The organism is Chryseobacterium sp. W4I1 (assembly GCF_030816115.1).
Classification (GTDB): Bacteria; Bacteroidota; Bacteroidia; order Flavobacteriales; family Weeksellaceae; genus Chryseobacterium.
In genome coordinates, this window is the sequence record NZ_JAUSXQ010000001.1 from 3,929,806 (window position 1) to 3,944,867 (window position 15,062).

Genomic DNA, 15,062 nt, shown 5'->3' on the forward strand with positions numbered 1-15,062 from the left:
TAAAGTTGATTCAAGCCTCCTTTCTGCCCTACCTTTGATTCAACAAAAATGACAAACTAACTTTTTAAAAATAATAATTATGGAAACATTAGGATACACAAAAGAGACATTAGCTTACGAGAAAGCAGCTAAAAGAGTAAAAGAACTGAAAGGATTCTATGGAAATCTTACCTCTTACTGCCTGGTCATTCCTTTCCTGGCTGTACTGAATCTTCTGACAGCTCCGGATCACTTATGGTTCTTATGGCCAATGCTGGGATGGGGAATAGGAATTGCAACCCATGCTGTGAACGTTTTCGGGATCGGAAAAGACTGGGAAGAAAAAAAAATGAAGGAACTGATGGATCAGGATACTAAAAAGATTAAAACATTATAATTAATCATAAAGCTTTAACGATCATGGATTACAATAGCGCACAAGAAAGAGTACATCAGCTGAAAAAATTTTACAAAAGCCTTCTTTGGTTTGGAATAGTTGCCGGAATTATATTTTTAGATGATATTTTTGAAACCGGGAAAATCAATTTTTCTTTATTTGATGGATCTGTTATTCTGTTGATTTGGGGGATTTTCTTAACGGTAAAGGCTGTAAAGCTCTTCCTTTTAGATGCAGAATGGGAAAATAATATTATTGAAAAAGAAATAAAAAAAGGTAAAAAGAGAATAGATTTTTAAATCTGTCTCTTTTTTATCTAATTTTATTCCCTGTTAAAACTAAAACCACGAACTCAATGATCAAGACTGTCATTATCGAAGATGAAAAACCGGCTTCAAGGAAATTAGAAAGAATGCTGAGTAATTTTCCTGAAATAGAAATAGTGGGAAAAATAGAATCAGTAGAAGAAGGCGTTGCCTGGTTTTCTGAAAATGAACATCCGCAGCTGATTTTTTCCGACATTGTTCTTGGAGATGGCCTTTCTTTTGATATTTTTGAGAAAATACCTACCAAAGGCTTTATCATTTATACCACAGCTTTTGATCAGTATACGCTGAAAGCTTTCAAACTGAACAGCATCGATTATCTTTTAAAGCCAATCCTGGAGGAAGATCTTTCGGGAGCAGTGGAAAAGTTCAAATCCTTTATCCCTTCCAATAATACAACAGGGTCTGAGGATATCAAACAACTCATCAGAAAAGAAAAATCTACACTTTCCAGGGTTTTGGTGAAGATAGGATATAACCTGAAAATTGTTCAGACCCCGGAAATAAGCTGCTTCTTCAGTGAAAATAAAATTGTCTATCTCCAGACGGAAGATAGAATCTATCCCTCAGATTTCACACTGGATGAGCTGGAAGATGTTCTTGAAGAAAAAAAGTTTTTCCGGGTCAACAGACAGTTTATCATCAATTCAGATTTTATAAAAAATATCCACACATCACCGAATTACAAGGTAGATCTGACATTTCAGCCGCAGGAAGAGATTACCGTGAGCCGTGACCGGGTGAAAGATTTTAAAGACTGGCTGGTGGGATGACTTATAGAATCAAGAGCCAAGAGCCAAGAATCAAGAAAAAAGATTTCAGATGTAAGATATCAGACTTCAGACTTTAATTACGTGAGGTGTTTTACAGGAGATCAACGCTTATAACATGAATTTGGCTTGCGTACCCAAGCTTTTTTACTCTAAAACTCTCAAACCCGAAATTACCTGTAATCGATCCTGTTAGACTCAGTGTCTTCAAGCTGTTTTATGATAGATTGAGGGATCTCATCACTGTCGATAGGAAAGCTGATAGAATCTGAAATAAAGGTCTTTCGGTCTGCTTTCTGAAAGATCTCGAACAGAGCAATAGGCTCTTGATTAAAACTGATACACGTACTTATAAAATGCACTTCATGGAGCTTGTATTCTGGATTTTTAAGCTTTTCCTTGATATCTTTTATCCTTGAGATAAAATGTCGCTGACGGATGAATGTATTGCTGTTCATAATGATGAACACGTAATCTGAATAAGCGGTCACTTTTCCGAAATATTTGTGATGGTCGCCACCGCTTCTTTCGATGAAATATTCGCCGGTGGTTTCAGATTTATAGATTTCCATTGCCGAACGCCATATCCGCTCTTCCTGAGCCTGAACGGGCTTCTCCGGGAGATTTCTGTTGTAAGAGTACCAGCAACCTACCAAACGGTCTAAAAGCGCTGTATTCTGCTTTACATTATTCATATCGATCCTGAGATCATTAAAGTTGAATGATTCTGTATTGGAATTAATGAAATCTATATAACTCGAGTATCCCAAAATTTTGACGATCTGGCTTAGTTTGGCTAGATTTGGTTTGCTTAAAACAGCATTTTCATTCTGACGGTATTTCTTTAATTTATTGATGATCAGGTGTTCGTACAAATAATTTAAGCCTAAAAGATCCGGATCTTTTTTTATTTCCTTTTCCGCATGATCATTAATGATGAGGTCATTAAGCTCTGCGCTGATGTATGACCATTCTGTTTTCGTTACGTCTTCCCAGGCATTCTTCTTTAAAAAATGCTGGCTCAGGAAATTCATCAATTTCTCAAGATGCAGAATATCTTCTTTTTTCATCAGTATATTAAATTTTATAAGACTAATATAAGATTTTTATACATCCAAATAAGATTTACGAAAGACTTTTATATTTTAAAATCAAATGATATTTGAGTAGAAAAATAAAAGTTAACACAATGGAAACAACAATCTTATTAAAAGACGAAATCCTTTGGAATCGAATTCAAAGCTTTTCATTAGATGCTTCAGATGCTGATTTTCCTTTTTCTAAAAAGCTGGCCAAAGAAGAAGGCTGGACTTTAGATTTTACCATGAAAGCTATTCAGGAGTACAAAAAATTTGTTTATCTCTGCTGCACGCTTCCCAACGGTGCCTCTCCAAGCGAAACAGTAGATAAAGTATGGCATATGCATCTTATTTATACCCAGAATTACTGGGAAGAATTCTGTCCCAATATCCTGAAAAGAAAGCTTCATCACCATCCTTCAAAAGGAGGTTTTAAAGAAAAAGACAAACACCAGACCTGGTTTTCAGACACTCTGAAAAGTTACCGGGAGATCTTCCAAGAAGAAGCGCCAAAAGACATTTGGCACGAAAAAGAGCCTCCAAAAATAAGTAAGATTTGGTTGAAAAAAATTAGGATTATTCCATTATTACTGGTTTTATTTATGCTGTCATCCTGTCTCGGCGAAGTTTTAAGCACTATAGGAACAATTGTTCTGTCCTTCGCAGGCATTATAGTTTTTGCTCTATTCCTTTCCTTATTCGGGAGTGCTAACGTGGAGGTTAACGGGAAAAAGAAAGATGACGGAAGCATAGGAAACAGCAGCGATGGCGGAGGCTCCAGTTGCAGTGGAGGAGGAAGCGGATGTGGAAGTGGCTGCGGCGGAGGTTGTGGCGGTTGCGGAGGGGGATGTGGCGGTTAAAAAATCAGAAGCTATGAAAAAGATACTATTATACTCAGTACCGCTAATGGGAAGCATGATCTGGCTAGTTCTTACACATCATCTTTATAATCCCATTTCTATGAAAGGGCCGGAATTTCTAAAATTTTACTTAATTCTTCTCATTAGTTTCTATACTTTTATCATAATCCTGAAATCTTTTAAAGAAGGAAATTCAAAAATTGCTTCTTATTTTATGATTTTCATTTTAATAATAGGAACCGTGAAACTGATAAAAGGATTAACGCTGGGAAAACCGGTCGGATATCTCATCGTGCTGCTGATCATACAAGGCATTGTGATTGTATGTCAGCCTGGTCCAAAAGCAAATACTAAAAAGCAAATCTGAAAGGGATGGTAAAAAGCAACATCATGACCAGAAAATTTACAGAAAAGGAGAAAAATATTCTATATAAAGATATTCCTATACAAAAGCAGGACTATGAAGTGAATTGGGAAACGTATCTCTTTATTATTTTGAACATTATGTTTTCTGTACTCATTTTTAAAGCATTAATATTTGATTATAATCCCTTTTTAAAAGAAGAGGGCTTTTCCCTTTGGATTGCAATAATTTACGTTTTAATAGTGATTATCCTGGTTTTCATCGTTCCTTATTTGCTGACAGTTTTTATGTTGAATTTAATAAGGAATATAATAGTTTATTCAAGGTATGGGAAATATGCTGAAGAGAATGCACTTGAAACTACAGAAATAGAGGTTTTTCAGGGAGATAAGGATGAAGACTTTATCATACAGGTTTTCAATGCAAAAGAAGAAAAAATAGAAATTAAGATAGCGCTGAAAATATCAGTAGAATACTCGGTAAAAGAAGATTTCCTGAAAGAAATTGGAAATTACGGACCAAAGGGCTCAGAAAAAATTGATGTCCCTCTTCAGGATATTTTGAAGATTTTTAATGCTAAAATCTTTACTAAAAAAGCCGGATTAATATTAAAGGATTATTCTACGACCGTAAAACTGGATTCAAGTGAGAAAATATACTATTTCCGTGATTTTCTGAAAACAAAATATAATCTGGTGTATGCTAAGAAAATAAATGAAGTACTTTTCGTCAATTTCTATGGAGATGATATGGCAAAAGACATAGATATACTGGTGAAAGATGTGGAAAGCAAGGTTGAATATTATTATAATGAAGATCGGCTATTGTAAATATAACCGGCAGTTATTCCAGACCTATTATCCTTTTCTATATTGACTGACTTCAGTTATAAAATGAAGAAGTGAATGATACAAAAAGAAACCCGAAACAAATATGCTTCGGGATTTATAGATATCAGCTTAGCTGATTTGATTATTTTTTTTCTTTATGAAATAACTCCGCTTCCGATCAGCTCCTCATCCAGATACCACGCAGCAAACTGACCTTCAGCAATAGCGGACTGCGGCTCTTCAAATTCAATATAGGCAGCATTTTCAAACTGATAAAGAACAGCTTTTTGCAGCGCCTGCCTGTATCTGAATCTCGCCATCCCTTCCATAGATCCTCCATTTTCAAGCTTCATATCCTCGCGAACCCAGTGAAGTTCTGAATTATCAATTTTCAGTGCTTTTTTGTGCAGTCCCGGAGAACTATGGCCTTCACCCACAAAAATAATATTGTTTTCCATGTCTCTGGAGATGATAAAACAGCTCTCTTTATGGCCGCCTATACCAAGGCCCTTGCTTTGTCCGATCGTGAAAAACTGCGCGCCCTGATGTTTTCCGATCACCTTTCCGTCAGATTTTTTATAATCGATTTTTCGGGATAAAAATTCCAGCTCTTCTTCTTTCGAAGAAAATTCAGGTTTTTCCATAAAAAATAATGGTGAATCTTTAAAAATTTCTACAATTTCACCCTCTTTAGGAACCAATTGCTGCTGTAAAAACTGCGGAAGACTTACTTTTCCGATAAAACATAAGCCCTGAGAATCTTTTTTATCGGCCGTAACTAATCCTATCTCTTTTGCAATCTCCCTTACTTGAGGTTTTGTCAGTTCTCCAATAGGAAACAATGCTTTTGACAGTTGATCCTGGCTCAGCTGACATAGAAAATAAGACTGGTCTTTATTATTGTCTTTTCCTGCTAAAAGATGGAAAATCTCCTTTCCGTTTTCATCAAAACTTGAATTCACCTGAGCATAATGTCCTGTGGCTACTTTATCGGCACCCAGAGACATCGCGGTCTTCATAAAAACATCAAATTTTACTTCTCTGTTGCAGAGAACATCAGGATTCGGAGTTCTTCCTTTCTGATATTCATCAAACATATAATCTACGATGCGCTCCTTATAAAGCTCACTCATATCAATCACCTGAAACGGAATTCCCAGCTTCTGGGCAACCATCAGGGCATCATTGCTGTCCTCAATCCAGGGACATTCATCCTCCAGCGTTACCGAAGCATCATTCCAGTTTCTCATAAACAAGGCTACTACCTCGTGTCCCTGCTGCTGCAGAAGATATGCTGTAACACTGGAATCTACACCTCCGGATAATCCTACTACTACTTTCATTTTATTTCAATTTTACGAAACTCTTAACGGGAGTTCTTAGTTTGACGGGGCAAAAATACAACTAAATAAATTCGTAAAAAAACCATAATTTTAAACATTGATAAAAACGATATTAATATGAAAAAATTTATTATTCCTTTACTGCTAATGATTTCAGTATCTGTTTCTTCCCAGATTACAACAGGAACACCTACATCTGAAGTTAATCGCTGGACCTTTGGTGGCGGGATCGGGCTTGGATTTGGCAGCAACAGTGCTTTTTATCTGCAGGCTTCCCCGAGAGTTGGATATAGGCTAACCGATGATCTTGAAGCAGGGGTAGTGGGAAGTGTTTCCTGGCAAACTTCTGATTATTACAAATCCACCATGTTTGGGGTAGGACCATTTGCCAATTACTATTTTGCAAGATCATTTTACGTAGGCGCGAACCTTCAGCAGTATTTTATCAATTATAAAGACAAACTGTATGATTATAAATCCAATGAGCAGGAAACGGCTCTATATCTCGGAGGCGGCTATATGCAGAGGATAGGAGGAAACTCTTTTATGCAGTTGGGATTAATGTATAATGTACTTTGGAAAGAAAATTCAAGTATATTCTCAAGCGGCCTTGTCCCGAATATTGGCTTTGTGGTAGGACTGTGATTTTTCTGGGGACAGAATTTTCTAACCACAGATTTCATAGATTGACACAGATCTTTGTGCTTTACTTATGAGAATTTTTATTTCAATGGTATGGTACTAAAATTATTAACGAGAAATACGGTTCATTAACCATAGTCATCTGTGTCAATCTGTGAAATCCGTGGTTAAAATAAAAATATAATGGGATGGTCTTGGGCCAAAACCTAAGAAAACAAAAAAGCACCGGAACATTCCGGTGCTTTTCATTATGATGATATTATTTGCTTACGATTGAGAAGATTTTTCAGTCGTCTTTTTTGCTTTTGGCGCCTTTCCGATTAATGCGTCTTTGGTATCATTAAGATCCAGGATCACTGTTTCTCCTTCAGATAATTGCTTGTTTACCAGCATTTCTGCCAATAAGTCTTCAATATATTTCTGGATAGCACGTTTTAACGGTCTTGCACCAAAATCTTTATCCCATCCTTTTTCAGAGATAAAGTCTTTTGCTTCATCAGTTAATTCCACTTTATAGCCTAATTTTTCAAGTCTGCCGTAAAGTTTGCTTAGTTCAATATCAATAATTTTCTTGATATCATCCTGTACAAGAGAGTTGAAGATCACAATGTCATCAATTCTGTTTAAGAATTCCGGTGCAAATGCTTTCTTAAGGGCATTTTCAATCGTGCTTCTCGCTCTTGTGTCTGTACTGGTCTTTTTCGCTGAAGTTCCGAATCCTACACCGTCTCCGAAATCTTTAAGATCTCTTGTTCCGATGTTTGAAGTAAGGATGATGATTGTATTTCTAAAATCAATTTTTCTTCCTAAACTATCTGTAACGTGGCCTTCATCTAAAATTTGCAACAGGATATTGAATACATCAGGGTGAGCTTTTTCAATCTCATCAAGAAGAACCACAGCATAAGGTTTTCTTCTCACAGCTTCTGTTAGCTGACCACCTTCTTCATATCCTACGTATCCCGGAGGCGCTCCCACTAATCTTGAAACTGCAAATTTCTCCATGTATTCACTCATGTCAATTCGGATCAGAGATTCATCAGATTCGAAAAGCTCTCGTGCCATTACTTTAGCCAGCTCGGTTTTACCAACCCCGGTTGTCCCAAGGAAGATGAATGTGCCGATCGGACGGTTTGGATCTTTAAGACCTGCTCTGTTTCTTTGAATAGCCTTAACGACTTTCTTCACAGCATCCTCCTGACCGATTACTTTTCCGTTCAGTTTATCATCCATCTGAGCGAGTTTATCAAGCTCATTCTTACCAACTTTTGTTACCGGAACACCGCTCATCATAGAAACTACTTCCGCTACATTTTCCTCTGTTACAGTTTCTTTTTTCTCCTTAACATCCTTATCCCACTTCTCCTGAGCAGAATTAAGCTCCATTTGAAGACGTTCCTCTTCGTCCTTAAGCTTTCTTGCCTCAAGATAATCCTGGGCTTTTACAGCTTTCTGCTTCATTTCTTTGATATCTTCGATTTTCTTTTCAAAATCAATAATCTCAGTAGGAACTTTCATGTTTTTAATATAAACACGTGAACCTGCTTCATCCATAGCATCAATCGCTTTGTCCGGTAAGAAACGGTCTGTAATATATCTTGATGTCAAATTGACACACGCCAGAATCGCCTCAGGAGTATACACTACATTATGGTGCTCCTCATATTTATCTTTAATCTGATTCAGGATCTGAATGGTTTCTTCAATATTGGTAGGCTCTACCATCACTTTCTGGAATCTTCTTTCCAAAGCGCCGTCTTTTTCAATGTACTGACGGTACTCATCAAGAGTAGTTGCCCCGATGCATTGAATTTCGCCCCTTGCCAAAGCGGGTTTGAACATATTGGATGCATCTAAGCTTCCTGTAGAACTTCCTGCACCAACAATGGTGTGAAGCTCATCAATGAATAAGATTACATCACGGTTCTTTTCCAGCTCGGTCATGATCGCCTTCATTCTTTCTTCAAACTGTCCACGGTATTTCGTTCCCGCAACTAAACTTGCAAGATCCAAAGTAATGACACGTTTTCCGTAAAGAACTCTTGACACTTTCTTCTGCTGAATTCTTAAAGCCAGACCTTCTGCAATTGCAGATTTACCAACTCCAGGCTCACCGATAAGTAAAGGGTTGTTCTTTTTTCTTCGTGATAAGATCTGAGAAACTCGCTCAATTTCTTTTTCACGGCCAATCACAGGGTCCAGTTTTCCATCTCTTGCCAAAGAAGTTAAATCTCTACCAAAGTTATCCAGTGTTGGCGTTTTACTTTTAGCAGATCCTAAATTTCCTGATGGCTTTCTCATCTGCTCAAAATCCTCTCTTTCATCATCATCGTCATAAGCACTCATCTGTGGTGCCTGCCCGGAATTTTTAAGCATGGTCTGGTACTCCCTTGAAACTCCTTCATAGTCGATGTCATAAGCACCCAAAATATTTGAAGTAGGATCCTCATATTTATAAAGAATACCTAAAAGCAGATGAACGGTATTAATTTCATTGCTTTTATATTGCCGGCATTCCAGCTCTGCACGTTTGATTGCATGATCTGCCATCTTGGTGAAAGAAATATTGGTAACCTCTTCAGAAATAGGATTTAGACTTGTTGTATTTAAAGTTTCAATTTTTCTTCTGATTTGTGTTAAATCCGCATTAAGGTTTTGTAGGATTTCTTTTGCAGAGTTTTCCGTCTTTATAATACCTAAAAGTAGGTGTTCTGTATTAAGAAATTCACTTTTCAGCCTTTTAGCTTCGCTCTTGCTTTGTTTGAACACCTGGCTCAAACCTTGTGAAAACTTATAATCCATAATATATCTCATTAGAATAATGGCAGCGGTGCCATTTATTCATTATCTAAATTACAAATATTTTACCAAAAATCAATTAATGACTTTATGGCAGAAAAAATTTTATTATCTTATTGAAAATGATTAAGTTTGTTATCCTTTAAAAATTCTCCATGAATCCCGAACTTACTACTTATATCGGTTATTCCGCATCAATTTTCATTGTACTGAGTTTCATACTGAAAGATGTAAGAAAAATTAGAATTGTAAATATGATCGGCTGTATTTGCTTTGTCATTTATGGTATTTTCAACGGAATGCTCTGGCCTGTTATTATTCCGAATGGCCTTATCTGTTTTATTCAGGTTTATCATTTGCTGGCCGGAAAGAAGGAAGGATGAAAAAAAAGGTAATTACTTCTGCCTTCAGTAATTTATATACGGATCAGCGTATCGAAAAGGTATGCAGGACTCTCCATGAAAACGGCTACCAGATTGAACTAATCGGAAACGATTGGAAGGGAGCAGAGCAGATGGAACGTCCTTACCGGTTTTCACGTATTCATTTGTCTTCTGCAAGTTTAAAAACTGCTTATTTTGAATTCAATTGGAAACTATACCATCAGCTAAAGAAAAAGGCGGATCAAAATACCATTCTTCACGCTAATGATCTGGATGCCCTGCTTCCGAATTATCTTCTTGCGAAAAAGCTGAATATTCCTTTGGTTTTTGACAGTCATGAAATTTTTTCAGAAATGCCTGCAATTCAGGGCAAAATGTCACAAAAAATATGGCGTTATTTAGAAAAAGAGATCATTCCTAAGCTTACCTTTATGATCACAGCAAGCGGAAGTTATGCAGAATGGTTCCGTAAAAAGTATGGTGCAGATCCTGTTGTGATTCAGAATGCTCCCAAAAAGCTAGATTTTACAATGGAAATTCCAAATAATGATCCTAAAGTATTTTTATATCAGGGAGCAATTAATCCTTTTCGGGGAATTGATAAAGCAATTCTTGCGATGCATCATCTTGATGGGGTAGTATTCAAAATAGCCGGCGATGGACCGAGAAAAAAAGAGTACGAGGATTTGGTGCTTAAAGAAAAACTTCAGGACAAAGTTCAGTTTTTGGGTAAATTAAAGCCGGAAAATCTTAGAAATATAACAGTAACTGCCGATGTTGGAATGAGTATCGAAGAGAATGGGGGAGAAAGCTACCTTTACTCACTTCCGAATAAGGTTTTAGACTGTATTCAGTCAAGAGTACCGCTGGTGCTCGCCAATCTTCCTGAAATGCAGAATATTAAAAGCCGGTTTGATGTAGGAGAAATTATTAAAGATCATACACCGGAAAATATTGCAGCAGCAGTGAAAAAAGTTCTCCATAAAGGAAGGAAAAACTATCTTCCGGAACTGGATAAAGCATCAGATAGCCTGTGCTGGGAAAATGAAGAAATAAAACTACTGGAAGTTTTTGAAAACGCATCAAAATAAATTATCTTTATAAAAATGGTTATCTTTGCTAAAAATTTGTTAAAAAGATGACCATTAAAGAAAAACAGCAAGAGATAATTGACGAATTTGCGTTTCTTGATGACTGGGAGCAGAAATATGAATATATTATTGATCTTGGAAAAGAGCTGAAGGGGCTTTCGGAAGATAAGAAAACAGATGATAACCTGATCAAAGGCTGCCAGAGTAAGGTATGGATTGATGCTGAATTCAAAGATGGGAAACTCTTTTTTGATGCCGATTCAGATGGGATCCTTCCAAAAGGAATTGTTTCTCTGTTGGTCAGTATTTATAGCGGTCATTCAACGCAGGAGATTTTAGATTCTGATTTTGAATTCATTTCGGAAATCGGACTTCAGGAATTTCTTTCGCCATCCAGAGCGAACGGATTAATGGCAATGACCAAACAGATCAAATTTTACGCAGTCGCTTATCAGCTGAAATCATAGCCTGTGACCAGAATTTTAGCATATCGTTTTTCCGCTTTTGGTGATGTCGCGATGACAGCGCCCGTTTTCAGGGAGTTTCTGGAGCAGAATCCGGATGTGGAAATTGTTATGGTTTCCAGAAAGAATTTTGAAAGCCTGTTTACGGATATTCCGAATGTGACCTTTAAAGGAATTAATCTTGATGATTATAAAGGGTTCTTTGGTCTGAACAGACTGGCAAATGAACTTGTAAAAGAATTTAACCCTGATTTTATAGCCAATCTTCATGATGTGATCAGAACCAAAGTTCTGGATAAGATTTACAGAAGAAAAGGTTTAAAAGTATTTAAAATAAACAAAGGCAAAGAGGAAAAAGAAGAACTTACAGATGTTTGGAATTTAAATAAGGTTCAGCTAAAAAGAACAGTTGAACGTTATGCAGATGTTTTCCGCCAAATGGGTTTCAAAGTTGAGCTTTCCAATAAGCTTAGACCAACACCGGGACAGAAATCAGGAATAGGCTTTGCGCCTTTCGCCCAGCATAAAGGAAAAATGCTTCCTCTGGAAAAATCGTTTGAACTGGCCAGAATCCTGGCTCAAAAACATACGATATATTTCTTTGGAGGTGGGAAAAAAGAAACCGAAACCCTTGAAAAATGGGAAACTGAAATCCCAAATACCAAAAGCCTTTCAGGAAAACTTAGCCTTTCAGAAGAACTTCAAAAAATCTCTGAACTTGAATTGATGATCTCAATGGATTCTGCCAATATGCACCTTGCCAGCCTTATGGGAACAAGATGTGTCTCGATATGGGGAGCAACACATCCTTATGCGGGGTTTTTAGGCTTCGGACAGAGCGAAGACGATGTGGTTCAGATGACAGACCTTACCTGTAGACCTTGTTCTGTTTTTGGGGACAAAGAGTGCTACCGGGGAGACTGGGCCTGTCTTGAGGAACTTAATATTCAGAAAATCGTAAAGGCAGTTAATCTTTAAAAATAATTTTAGCCATTTTTTTAGCCTTAGCATCATCAGAGTAGTTCTTCTCAAGGACTTCACTTCTGTACTCATTTCCATTATAGTCTTTTTTTTCTGTCTCAATAATTAGTTTTCGGATCTCATTCATATCAGATCCGAAAAGGCATAAATCCATTAAAGCATGATCGTCTGTGATATTCTGATTAATGATCACAAACCGGCTATTGTATAATGCATTAAACAGTTTAACCTTCGTGCCGGAATTTTGGTAGGAGAGAAGAATATTAGCATGAGCATTTTCAAAAAGACAGTGAAGATTTTCAGTTGTTTCGATGGGCACCAGATCAATGTTCACAATATTGCTGATCTTTTTCTTGATGTCATTATCAGCCCGGTCAGAAGCTACAACAAGTTGATATTGTGGCAGATTTTTAAAAAGATTAATCGTTTCATCCAGTGCCTTTTTGTTGTCCGATATACTCAGATCTCCATGGAAAAAGAAATAATTTCCTTTTTTGCCCAAGATTTTCACAAACCTGTTGCCATGGAAAATGTGGATTAACTCTGCATTTTTGGAATATGAATTAACTTCGTTATATTCTTTTTCAGAGAGACAGAAAACGGTTTCAAATTCTTTTAAAACTTTTTTTTGGTAGCCTGAATACTTTAAAGACTCAATCTTGTAAATGATCTTTTTAAAGATGTTTTTTTCCGATGAAGAAAGCCCTTTATAATATTCTGTTTCGTTATTGTGATGGCGCAGATAGAGCTTGAACCCTTTATTTTTTAGCTGACTGATGATTTGAGTGGTCTGAAGTCCTTCAAATAACACGGGAGCTTTGATCTCCATTAGATTCTCAAAAAGGCTGTTAGAAATTTCTCATCGCAGCAGCAAAAGGAACAGTAGAAAAATAAGAGAAAGGATTTTTCTTTTTTCTGTAAAAGAAAACATTCTCTGTAATGTTTTTAATCTCTGCATCAAGACTTTCAGGAATATTATTTACAAAGCAGTGAAGGTGGATCTTTATACCCAGATCAGATAATGCTTTAATCTTATAATAAACATCAATAATACCACCGTAGGAGGGAGGATAAGGATAATTGAATGATATAAAGTGAAGTTCTTTCAAAAAAACAGAGTGTTTAAGCTGTAAAGGTAAGAATATCCTGAATTTTTTAAACAAAAAAATCTCCCAGTTTCCTGAGAGATTTTGTGGGCCCTGAGGGATTCGAACCCCCGACCCTCTGGGTGTAAACCAGATGCTCTGAACCAACTGAGCTAAGAGCCCTGAAATTTTTTGAAAGGCTTCAGTATCCTTTGTGTGGGCCCTGAGGGATTCGAACCCCCGACCCTCTGGGTGTAAACCAGATGCTCTGAACCAACTGAGCTAAGAGCCCCTATAACTTGTTTCCTCGTTTAGAGTGGTGCAAATATACGACTTATTCAGAAATCTCCAAATTTTTTTCTAAAAATTCTCCAACTACAAAGTTACTGCCTCCTATAAAAATCATTTCTTCATTTGTACATCGCTCTTTTGCAGAAAGATATGCTTCCTGTACTGAGTCGAAAATTTTATAAGAAATTTTTGCTTCCTGAAGCAGATTTTCATAATCTTCCGGATGTCTTCCCCTGTTAATAGACGGTTTCGCAAAATAAAATTCTGAATTTTCGGGAAGAAGAGCCATTACTTCATCGATATTTTTATCATTCACAAAACCCAGAATAACATGTTTGTGACGATTAATAGAATTCAATTGTGAAAATACATACTCAAGACCTGCTTGATTGTGTCCGGTATCACAAATGGTAAGCGGATCTTTTGAAAACTCAAACCAGCGTCCGATAAATCCGGTGTTTTGATGCACGTGGAGCAGTCCTTTTTCTATATTTTCTGCAGAAACATGGATGCTTATTTTCTTCAGCTCTTCAATCATAGCCACAACAACACGGATGTTTTTCTGCTGATAATTTCCTTTAAGATCTGAAGTAAGGTCAGACTTTATTGCAGTGGCGTCTATAAATGGTGCATTTTCCTGGTTGGCCTTCTGCCGGATAATATTTTTTACGGTATCATTGTCATCTCCGGAAATAATTGGAATGTGATACTTGATAATTCCTGCTTTTTCTGCTGCAATTTCCTCAATTGTGTCTCCTAAGATATTCTGATGATCCAGCTGTACATTGGTGATTGTAGAAATCAAAGGTGTAATGATATTGGTTGAATCCAGTCTTCCCCCAAGACCCACTTCAATAACGGCAAAATCTACTCCCTGCTGATAAAAATATTCAAAAGCCATGATGGTTGTAAATTCAAAAAAGGAGGGAAGTATGTCTTCAGGGAGGGTTTTCAGTTTTTGAATAAACTCAAAGACAAATTTTTTATCGCAGTTTTTTCCGTTGACTTTGATGCGTTCCGTAAAATCTATAAGATGAGGAGAATTATACAGACCAACTTTATAGCCTTCTTCTTGAAGAACTGATGCCAGCATATTGCTTGAAGATCCTTTACCGTTTGTGCCTCCGATATGGATGCATCTTATCTTCTCCTGAGGGTTTCCAAAGAAGGTGCATAGCCTTGTAATGTTTTCTAATCCAGGTTTGTAAGCCTTTTGTCCGTCTGTCTGATAATTCGGAGCCTGAATGAAAAGCCAGTCTACCGCTTCTTGGTATTGTTCGATTGTCATGTTACAAAATTCTCAAAAGTTTTATTAAAATGAAACAATAATTTTTTTAAACTGTAACTTTTTTATATTTGGCTCGTCTAATATGGAAAA

General features: G+C 36.8%; 17 protein-coding genes and 2 tRNA genes. 11 read left to right on the forward strand and 8 right to left on the reverse strand.

What is annotated here, in order from left to right; all coding sequences use genetic code 11:
* The first annotated feature begins 79 nt into the window (after positions 1–79).
* Genes QF044_RS18280 through QF044_RS18290 form a run of 3 tightly spaced genes read left to right on the forward strand, consistent with a single transcriptional unit; the run spans position 80 to position 1,475 of the window.
* Positions 80–376: a 2TM domain-containing protein gene (locus tag QF044_RS18280; protein ID WP_307270358.1), complete on the forward strand. Its 297-nt coding sequence runs from the start codon at positions 80–82 to the stop codon at positions 374–376.
* A gap of 23 nt (positions 377–399) precedes the next feature.
* Positions 400–675 carry a 2TM domain-containing protein gene (locus tag QF044_RS18285; RefSeq protein ID WP_307270359.1) on the forward strand — a complete coding sequence of 92 codons (276 nt, stop codon included), beginning with the start codon at positions 400–402 and terminating at the stop codon, positions 673–675.
* A gap of 56 nt (positions 676–731) precedes the next feature.
* Positions 732–1,475 carry a LytTR family DNA-binding domain-containing protein gene (locus tag QF044_RS18290; protein WP_307270362.1) on the forward strand — a complete coding sequence of 248 codons (744 nt, stop codon included), beginning with the start codon at positions 732–734 and terminating at the stop codon, positions 1,473–1,475.
* A 170-nt stretch (positions 1,476–1,645) separates the two neighbouring features.
* Here the strand turns inward: QF044_RS18290 and QF044_RS18295 are convergent, their stop codons facing one another.
* Complete coding sequence (locus tag QF044_RS18295; protein ID WP_307270365.1) at positions 1,646–2,542, reverse strand: hypothetical protein; 897 nt, start codon at positions 2,540–2,542, stop codon at positions 1,646–1,648.
* A 119-nt stretch (positions 2,543–2,661) separates the two neighbouring features.
* Here QF044_RS18295 and QF044_RS18300 point away from each other — a divergent pair, with 119 nt between their 5' ends.
* Genes QF044_RS18300 through QF044_RS18310 form a run of 3 tightly spaced genes read left to right on the forward strand, consistent with a single transcriptional unit; the run spans position 2,662 to position 4,605 of the window.
* Positions 2,662–3,411, forward strand: a complete 750-nt coding sequence (locus tag QF044_RS18300) for a hypothetical protein (protein ID WP_307270366.1) — start codon at positions 2,662–2,664, stop codon at positions 3,409–3,411.
* Between the two features lie 13 nt (positions 3,412–3,424).
* The gene (locus QF044_RS18305) at positions 3,425–3,778 is read left to right on the forward strand and encodes a hypothetical protein (protein ID WP_307270368.1); all 354 of its coding nucleotides are present in this window, start codon (positions 3,425–3,427) and stop codon (positions 3,776–3,778) included.
* 23 nt (positions 3,779–3,801) lie between these two features.
* Positions 3,802–4,605 carry a hypothetical protein gene (locus tag QF044_RS18310; RefSeq protein ID WP_307270371.1) on the forward strand — a complete coding sequence of 268 codons (804 nt, stop codon included), beginning with the start codon at positions 3,802–3,804 and terminating at the stop codon, positions 4,603–4,605.
* 155 nt (positions 4,606–4,760) lie between these two features.
* On the opposite strand, the gene mnmA is transcribed toward QF044_RS18310, so the two are convergent.
* Complete coding sequence (mnmA, locus tag QF044_RS18315; RefSeq protein ID WP_307270373.1) at positions 4,761–5,948, reverse strand: tRNA 2-thiouridine(34) synthase MnmA; 1,188 nt, start codon at positions 5,946–5,948, stop codon at positions 4,761–4,763.
* 117 nt (positions 5,949–6,065) lie between these two features.
* Between mnmA and QF044_RS18320 the strand changes: the two genes are divergently transcribed.
* Positions 6,066–6,593, forward strand: a complete 528-nt coding sequence (locus tag QF044_RS18320) for a hypothetical protein (RefSeq protein WP_307270376.1) — start codon at positions 6,066–6,068, stop codon at positions 6,591–6,593.
* Between the two features lie 264 nt (positions 6,594–6,857).
* Here QF044_RS18320 and QF044_RS18325 read toward each other — a convergent pair whose 3' ends face one another.
* Positions 6,858–9,392: an ATP-dependent Clp protease ATP-binding subunit gene (locus QF044_RS18325; RefSeq protein ID WP_307270378.1), complete on the reverse strand. Its 2,535-nt coding sequence runs from the start codon at positions 9,390–9,392 to the stop codon at positions 6,858–6,860.
* Positions 9,393–9,544: 152 nt separating this feature from the next.
* Here QF044_RS18325 and QF044_RS18330 point away from each other — a divergent pair, with 152 nt between their 5' ends.
* The 4 genes from QF044_RS18330 to QF044_RS18345 are packed head-to-tail and all read left to right on the forward strand — an operon-like array spanning position 9,545 to position 12,305.
* Complete coding sequence (locus tag QF044_RS18330; protein ID WP_307270380.1) at positions 9,545–9,772, forward strand: uroporphyrinogen decarboxylase; 228 nt, start codon at positions 9,545–9,547, stop codon at positions 9,770–9,772.
* A complete protein-coding gene (locus QF044_RS18335; protein ID WP_307270384.1) occupies positions 9,769–10,863 on the forward strand; it encodes a glycosyltransferase in 1,095 nt (364 codons plus the stop codon). Before QF044_RS18330 ends, QF044_RS18335 begins: the two co-directional genes overlap by 4 nt.
* 47 nt (positions 10,864–10,910) lie before the next feature.
* A complete protein-coding gene (locus tag QF044_RS18340; protein ID WP_307270386.1) occupies positions 10,911–11,330 on the forward strand; it encodes a SufE family protein in 420 nt (139 codons plus the stop codon).
* Between the two features lie 3 nt (positions 11,331–11,333).
* Positions 11,334–12,305: a glycosyltransferase family 9 protein gene (locus tag QF044_RS18345; RefSeq protein WP_307270389.1), complete on the forward strand. Its 972-nt coding sequence runs from the start codon at positions 11,334–11,336 to the stop codon at positions 12,303–12,305.
* Here the strand turns inward: QF044_RS18345 and QF044_RS18350 are convergent.
* From QF044_RS18350 to QF044_RS18370, 5 genes are all read right to left on the reverse strand, one after another.
* Positions 12,295–13,137 carry a hypothetical protein gene (locus tag QF044_RS18350; protein WP_307270391.1) on the reverse strand — a complete coding sequence of 281 codons (843 nt, stop codon included), beginning with the start codon at positions 13,135–13,137 and terminating at the stop codon, positions 12,295–12,297. The two genes, QF044_RS18345 and QF044_RS18350, sit on opposite strands and share 11 nt — an antisense overlap.
* A 19-nt stretch (positions 13,138–13,156) precedes the next feature.
* Positions 13,157–13,417 carry a hypothetical protein gene (locus QF044_RS18355; RefSeq protein ID WP_307270393.1) on the reverse strand — a complete coding sequence of 87 codons (261 nt, stop codon included), beginning with the start codon at positions 13,415–13,417 and terminating at the stop codon, positions 13,157–13,159.
* 84 nt (positions 13,418–13,501) lie between these two features.
* A tRNA-Val gene (locus QF044_RS18360) sits at positions 13,502–13,576 on the reverse strand.
* A gap of 34 nt (positions 13,577–13,610) precedes the next feature.
* Positions 13,611–13,685 (reverse strand) — tRNA-Val (locus QF044_RS18365).
* Between the two features lie 42 nt (positions 13,686–13,727).
* On the reverse strand, positions 13,728–14,972 hold the full coding sequence (locus QF044_RS18370; RefSeq protein ID WP_307270395.1) for a folylpolyglutamate synthase/dihydrofolate synthase family protein: 1,245 nt from the start codon (positions 14,970–14,972) through the stop codon (positions 13,728–13,730).
* Positions 14,973–15,062: the final 90 nt, after the last annotated feature.

Coding starts and splice junctions, on each gene's coding strand:
- QF044_RS18280 (WP_307270358.1), top strand. CDS start 80: ATGGAAACATTAGGATACACAAAAGAGACATTAGCTTACGAGAAAGCA.
- QF044_RS18285 (WP_307270359.1), top strand. CDS start 400: ATGGATTACAATAGCGCACAAGAAAGAGTACATCAGCTGAAAAAATTT.
- QF044_RS18290 (WP_307270362.1), top strand. CDS start 732: ATGATCAAGACTGTCATTATCGAAGATGAAAAACCGGCTTCAAGGAAA.
- QF044_RS18295 (WP_307270365.1), bottom strand. CDS start 2,542: ATGAAAAAAGAAGATATTCTGCATCTTGAGAAATTGATGAATTTCCTG.
- QF044_RS18300 (WP_307270366.1), top strand. CDS start 2,662: ATGGAAACAACAATCTTATTAAAAGACGAAATCCTTTGGAATCGAATT.
- QF044_RS18305 (WP_307270368.1), top strand. CDS start 3,425: ATGAAAAAGATACTATTATACTCAGTACCGCTAATGGGAAGCATGATC.
- QF044_RS18310 (WP_307270371.1), top strand. CDS start 3,802: ATGACCAGAAAATTTACAGAAAAGGAGAAAAATATTCTATATAAAGAT.
- mnmA (WP_307270373.1), bottom strand. CDS start 5,948: ATGAAAGTAGTAGTAGGATTATCCGGAGGTGTAGATTCCAGTGTTACA.
- QF044_RS18320 (WP_307270376.1), top strand. CDS start 6,066: ATGAAAAAATTTATTATTCCTTTACTGCTAATGATTTCAGTATCTGTT.
- QF044_RS18325 (WP_307270378.1), bottom strand. CDS start 9,392: ATGGATTATAAGTTTTCACAAGGTTTGAGCCAGGTGTTCAAACAAAGC.
- QF044_RS18330 (WP_307270380.1), top strand. CDS start 9,545: ATGAATCCCGAACTTACTACTTATATCGGTTATTCCGCATCAATTTTC.
- QF044_RS18335 (WP_307270384.1), top strand. CDS start 9,769: ATGAAAAAAAAGGTAATTACTTCTGCCTTCAGTAATTTATATACGGAT.
- QF044_RS18340 (WP_307270386.1), top strand. CDS start 10,911: ATGACCATTAAAGAAAAACAGCAAGAGATAATTGACGAATTTGCGTTT.
- QF044_RS18350 (WP_307270391.1), bottom strand. CDS start 13,137: ATGGAGATCAAAGCTCCCGTGTTATTTGAAGGACTTCAGACCACTCAA.
- QF044_RS18370 (WP_307270395.1), bottom strand. CDS start 14,972: ATGACAATCGAACAATACCAAGAAGCGGTAGACTGGCTTTTCATTCAG.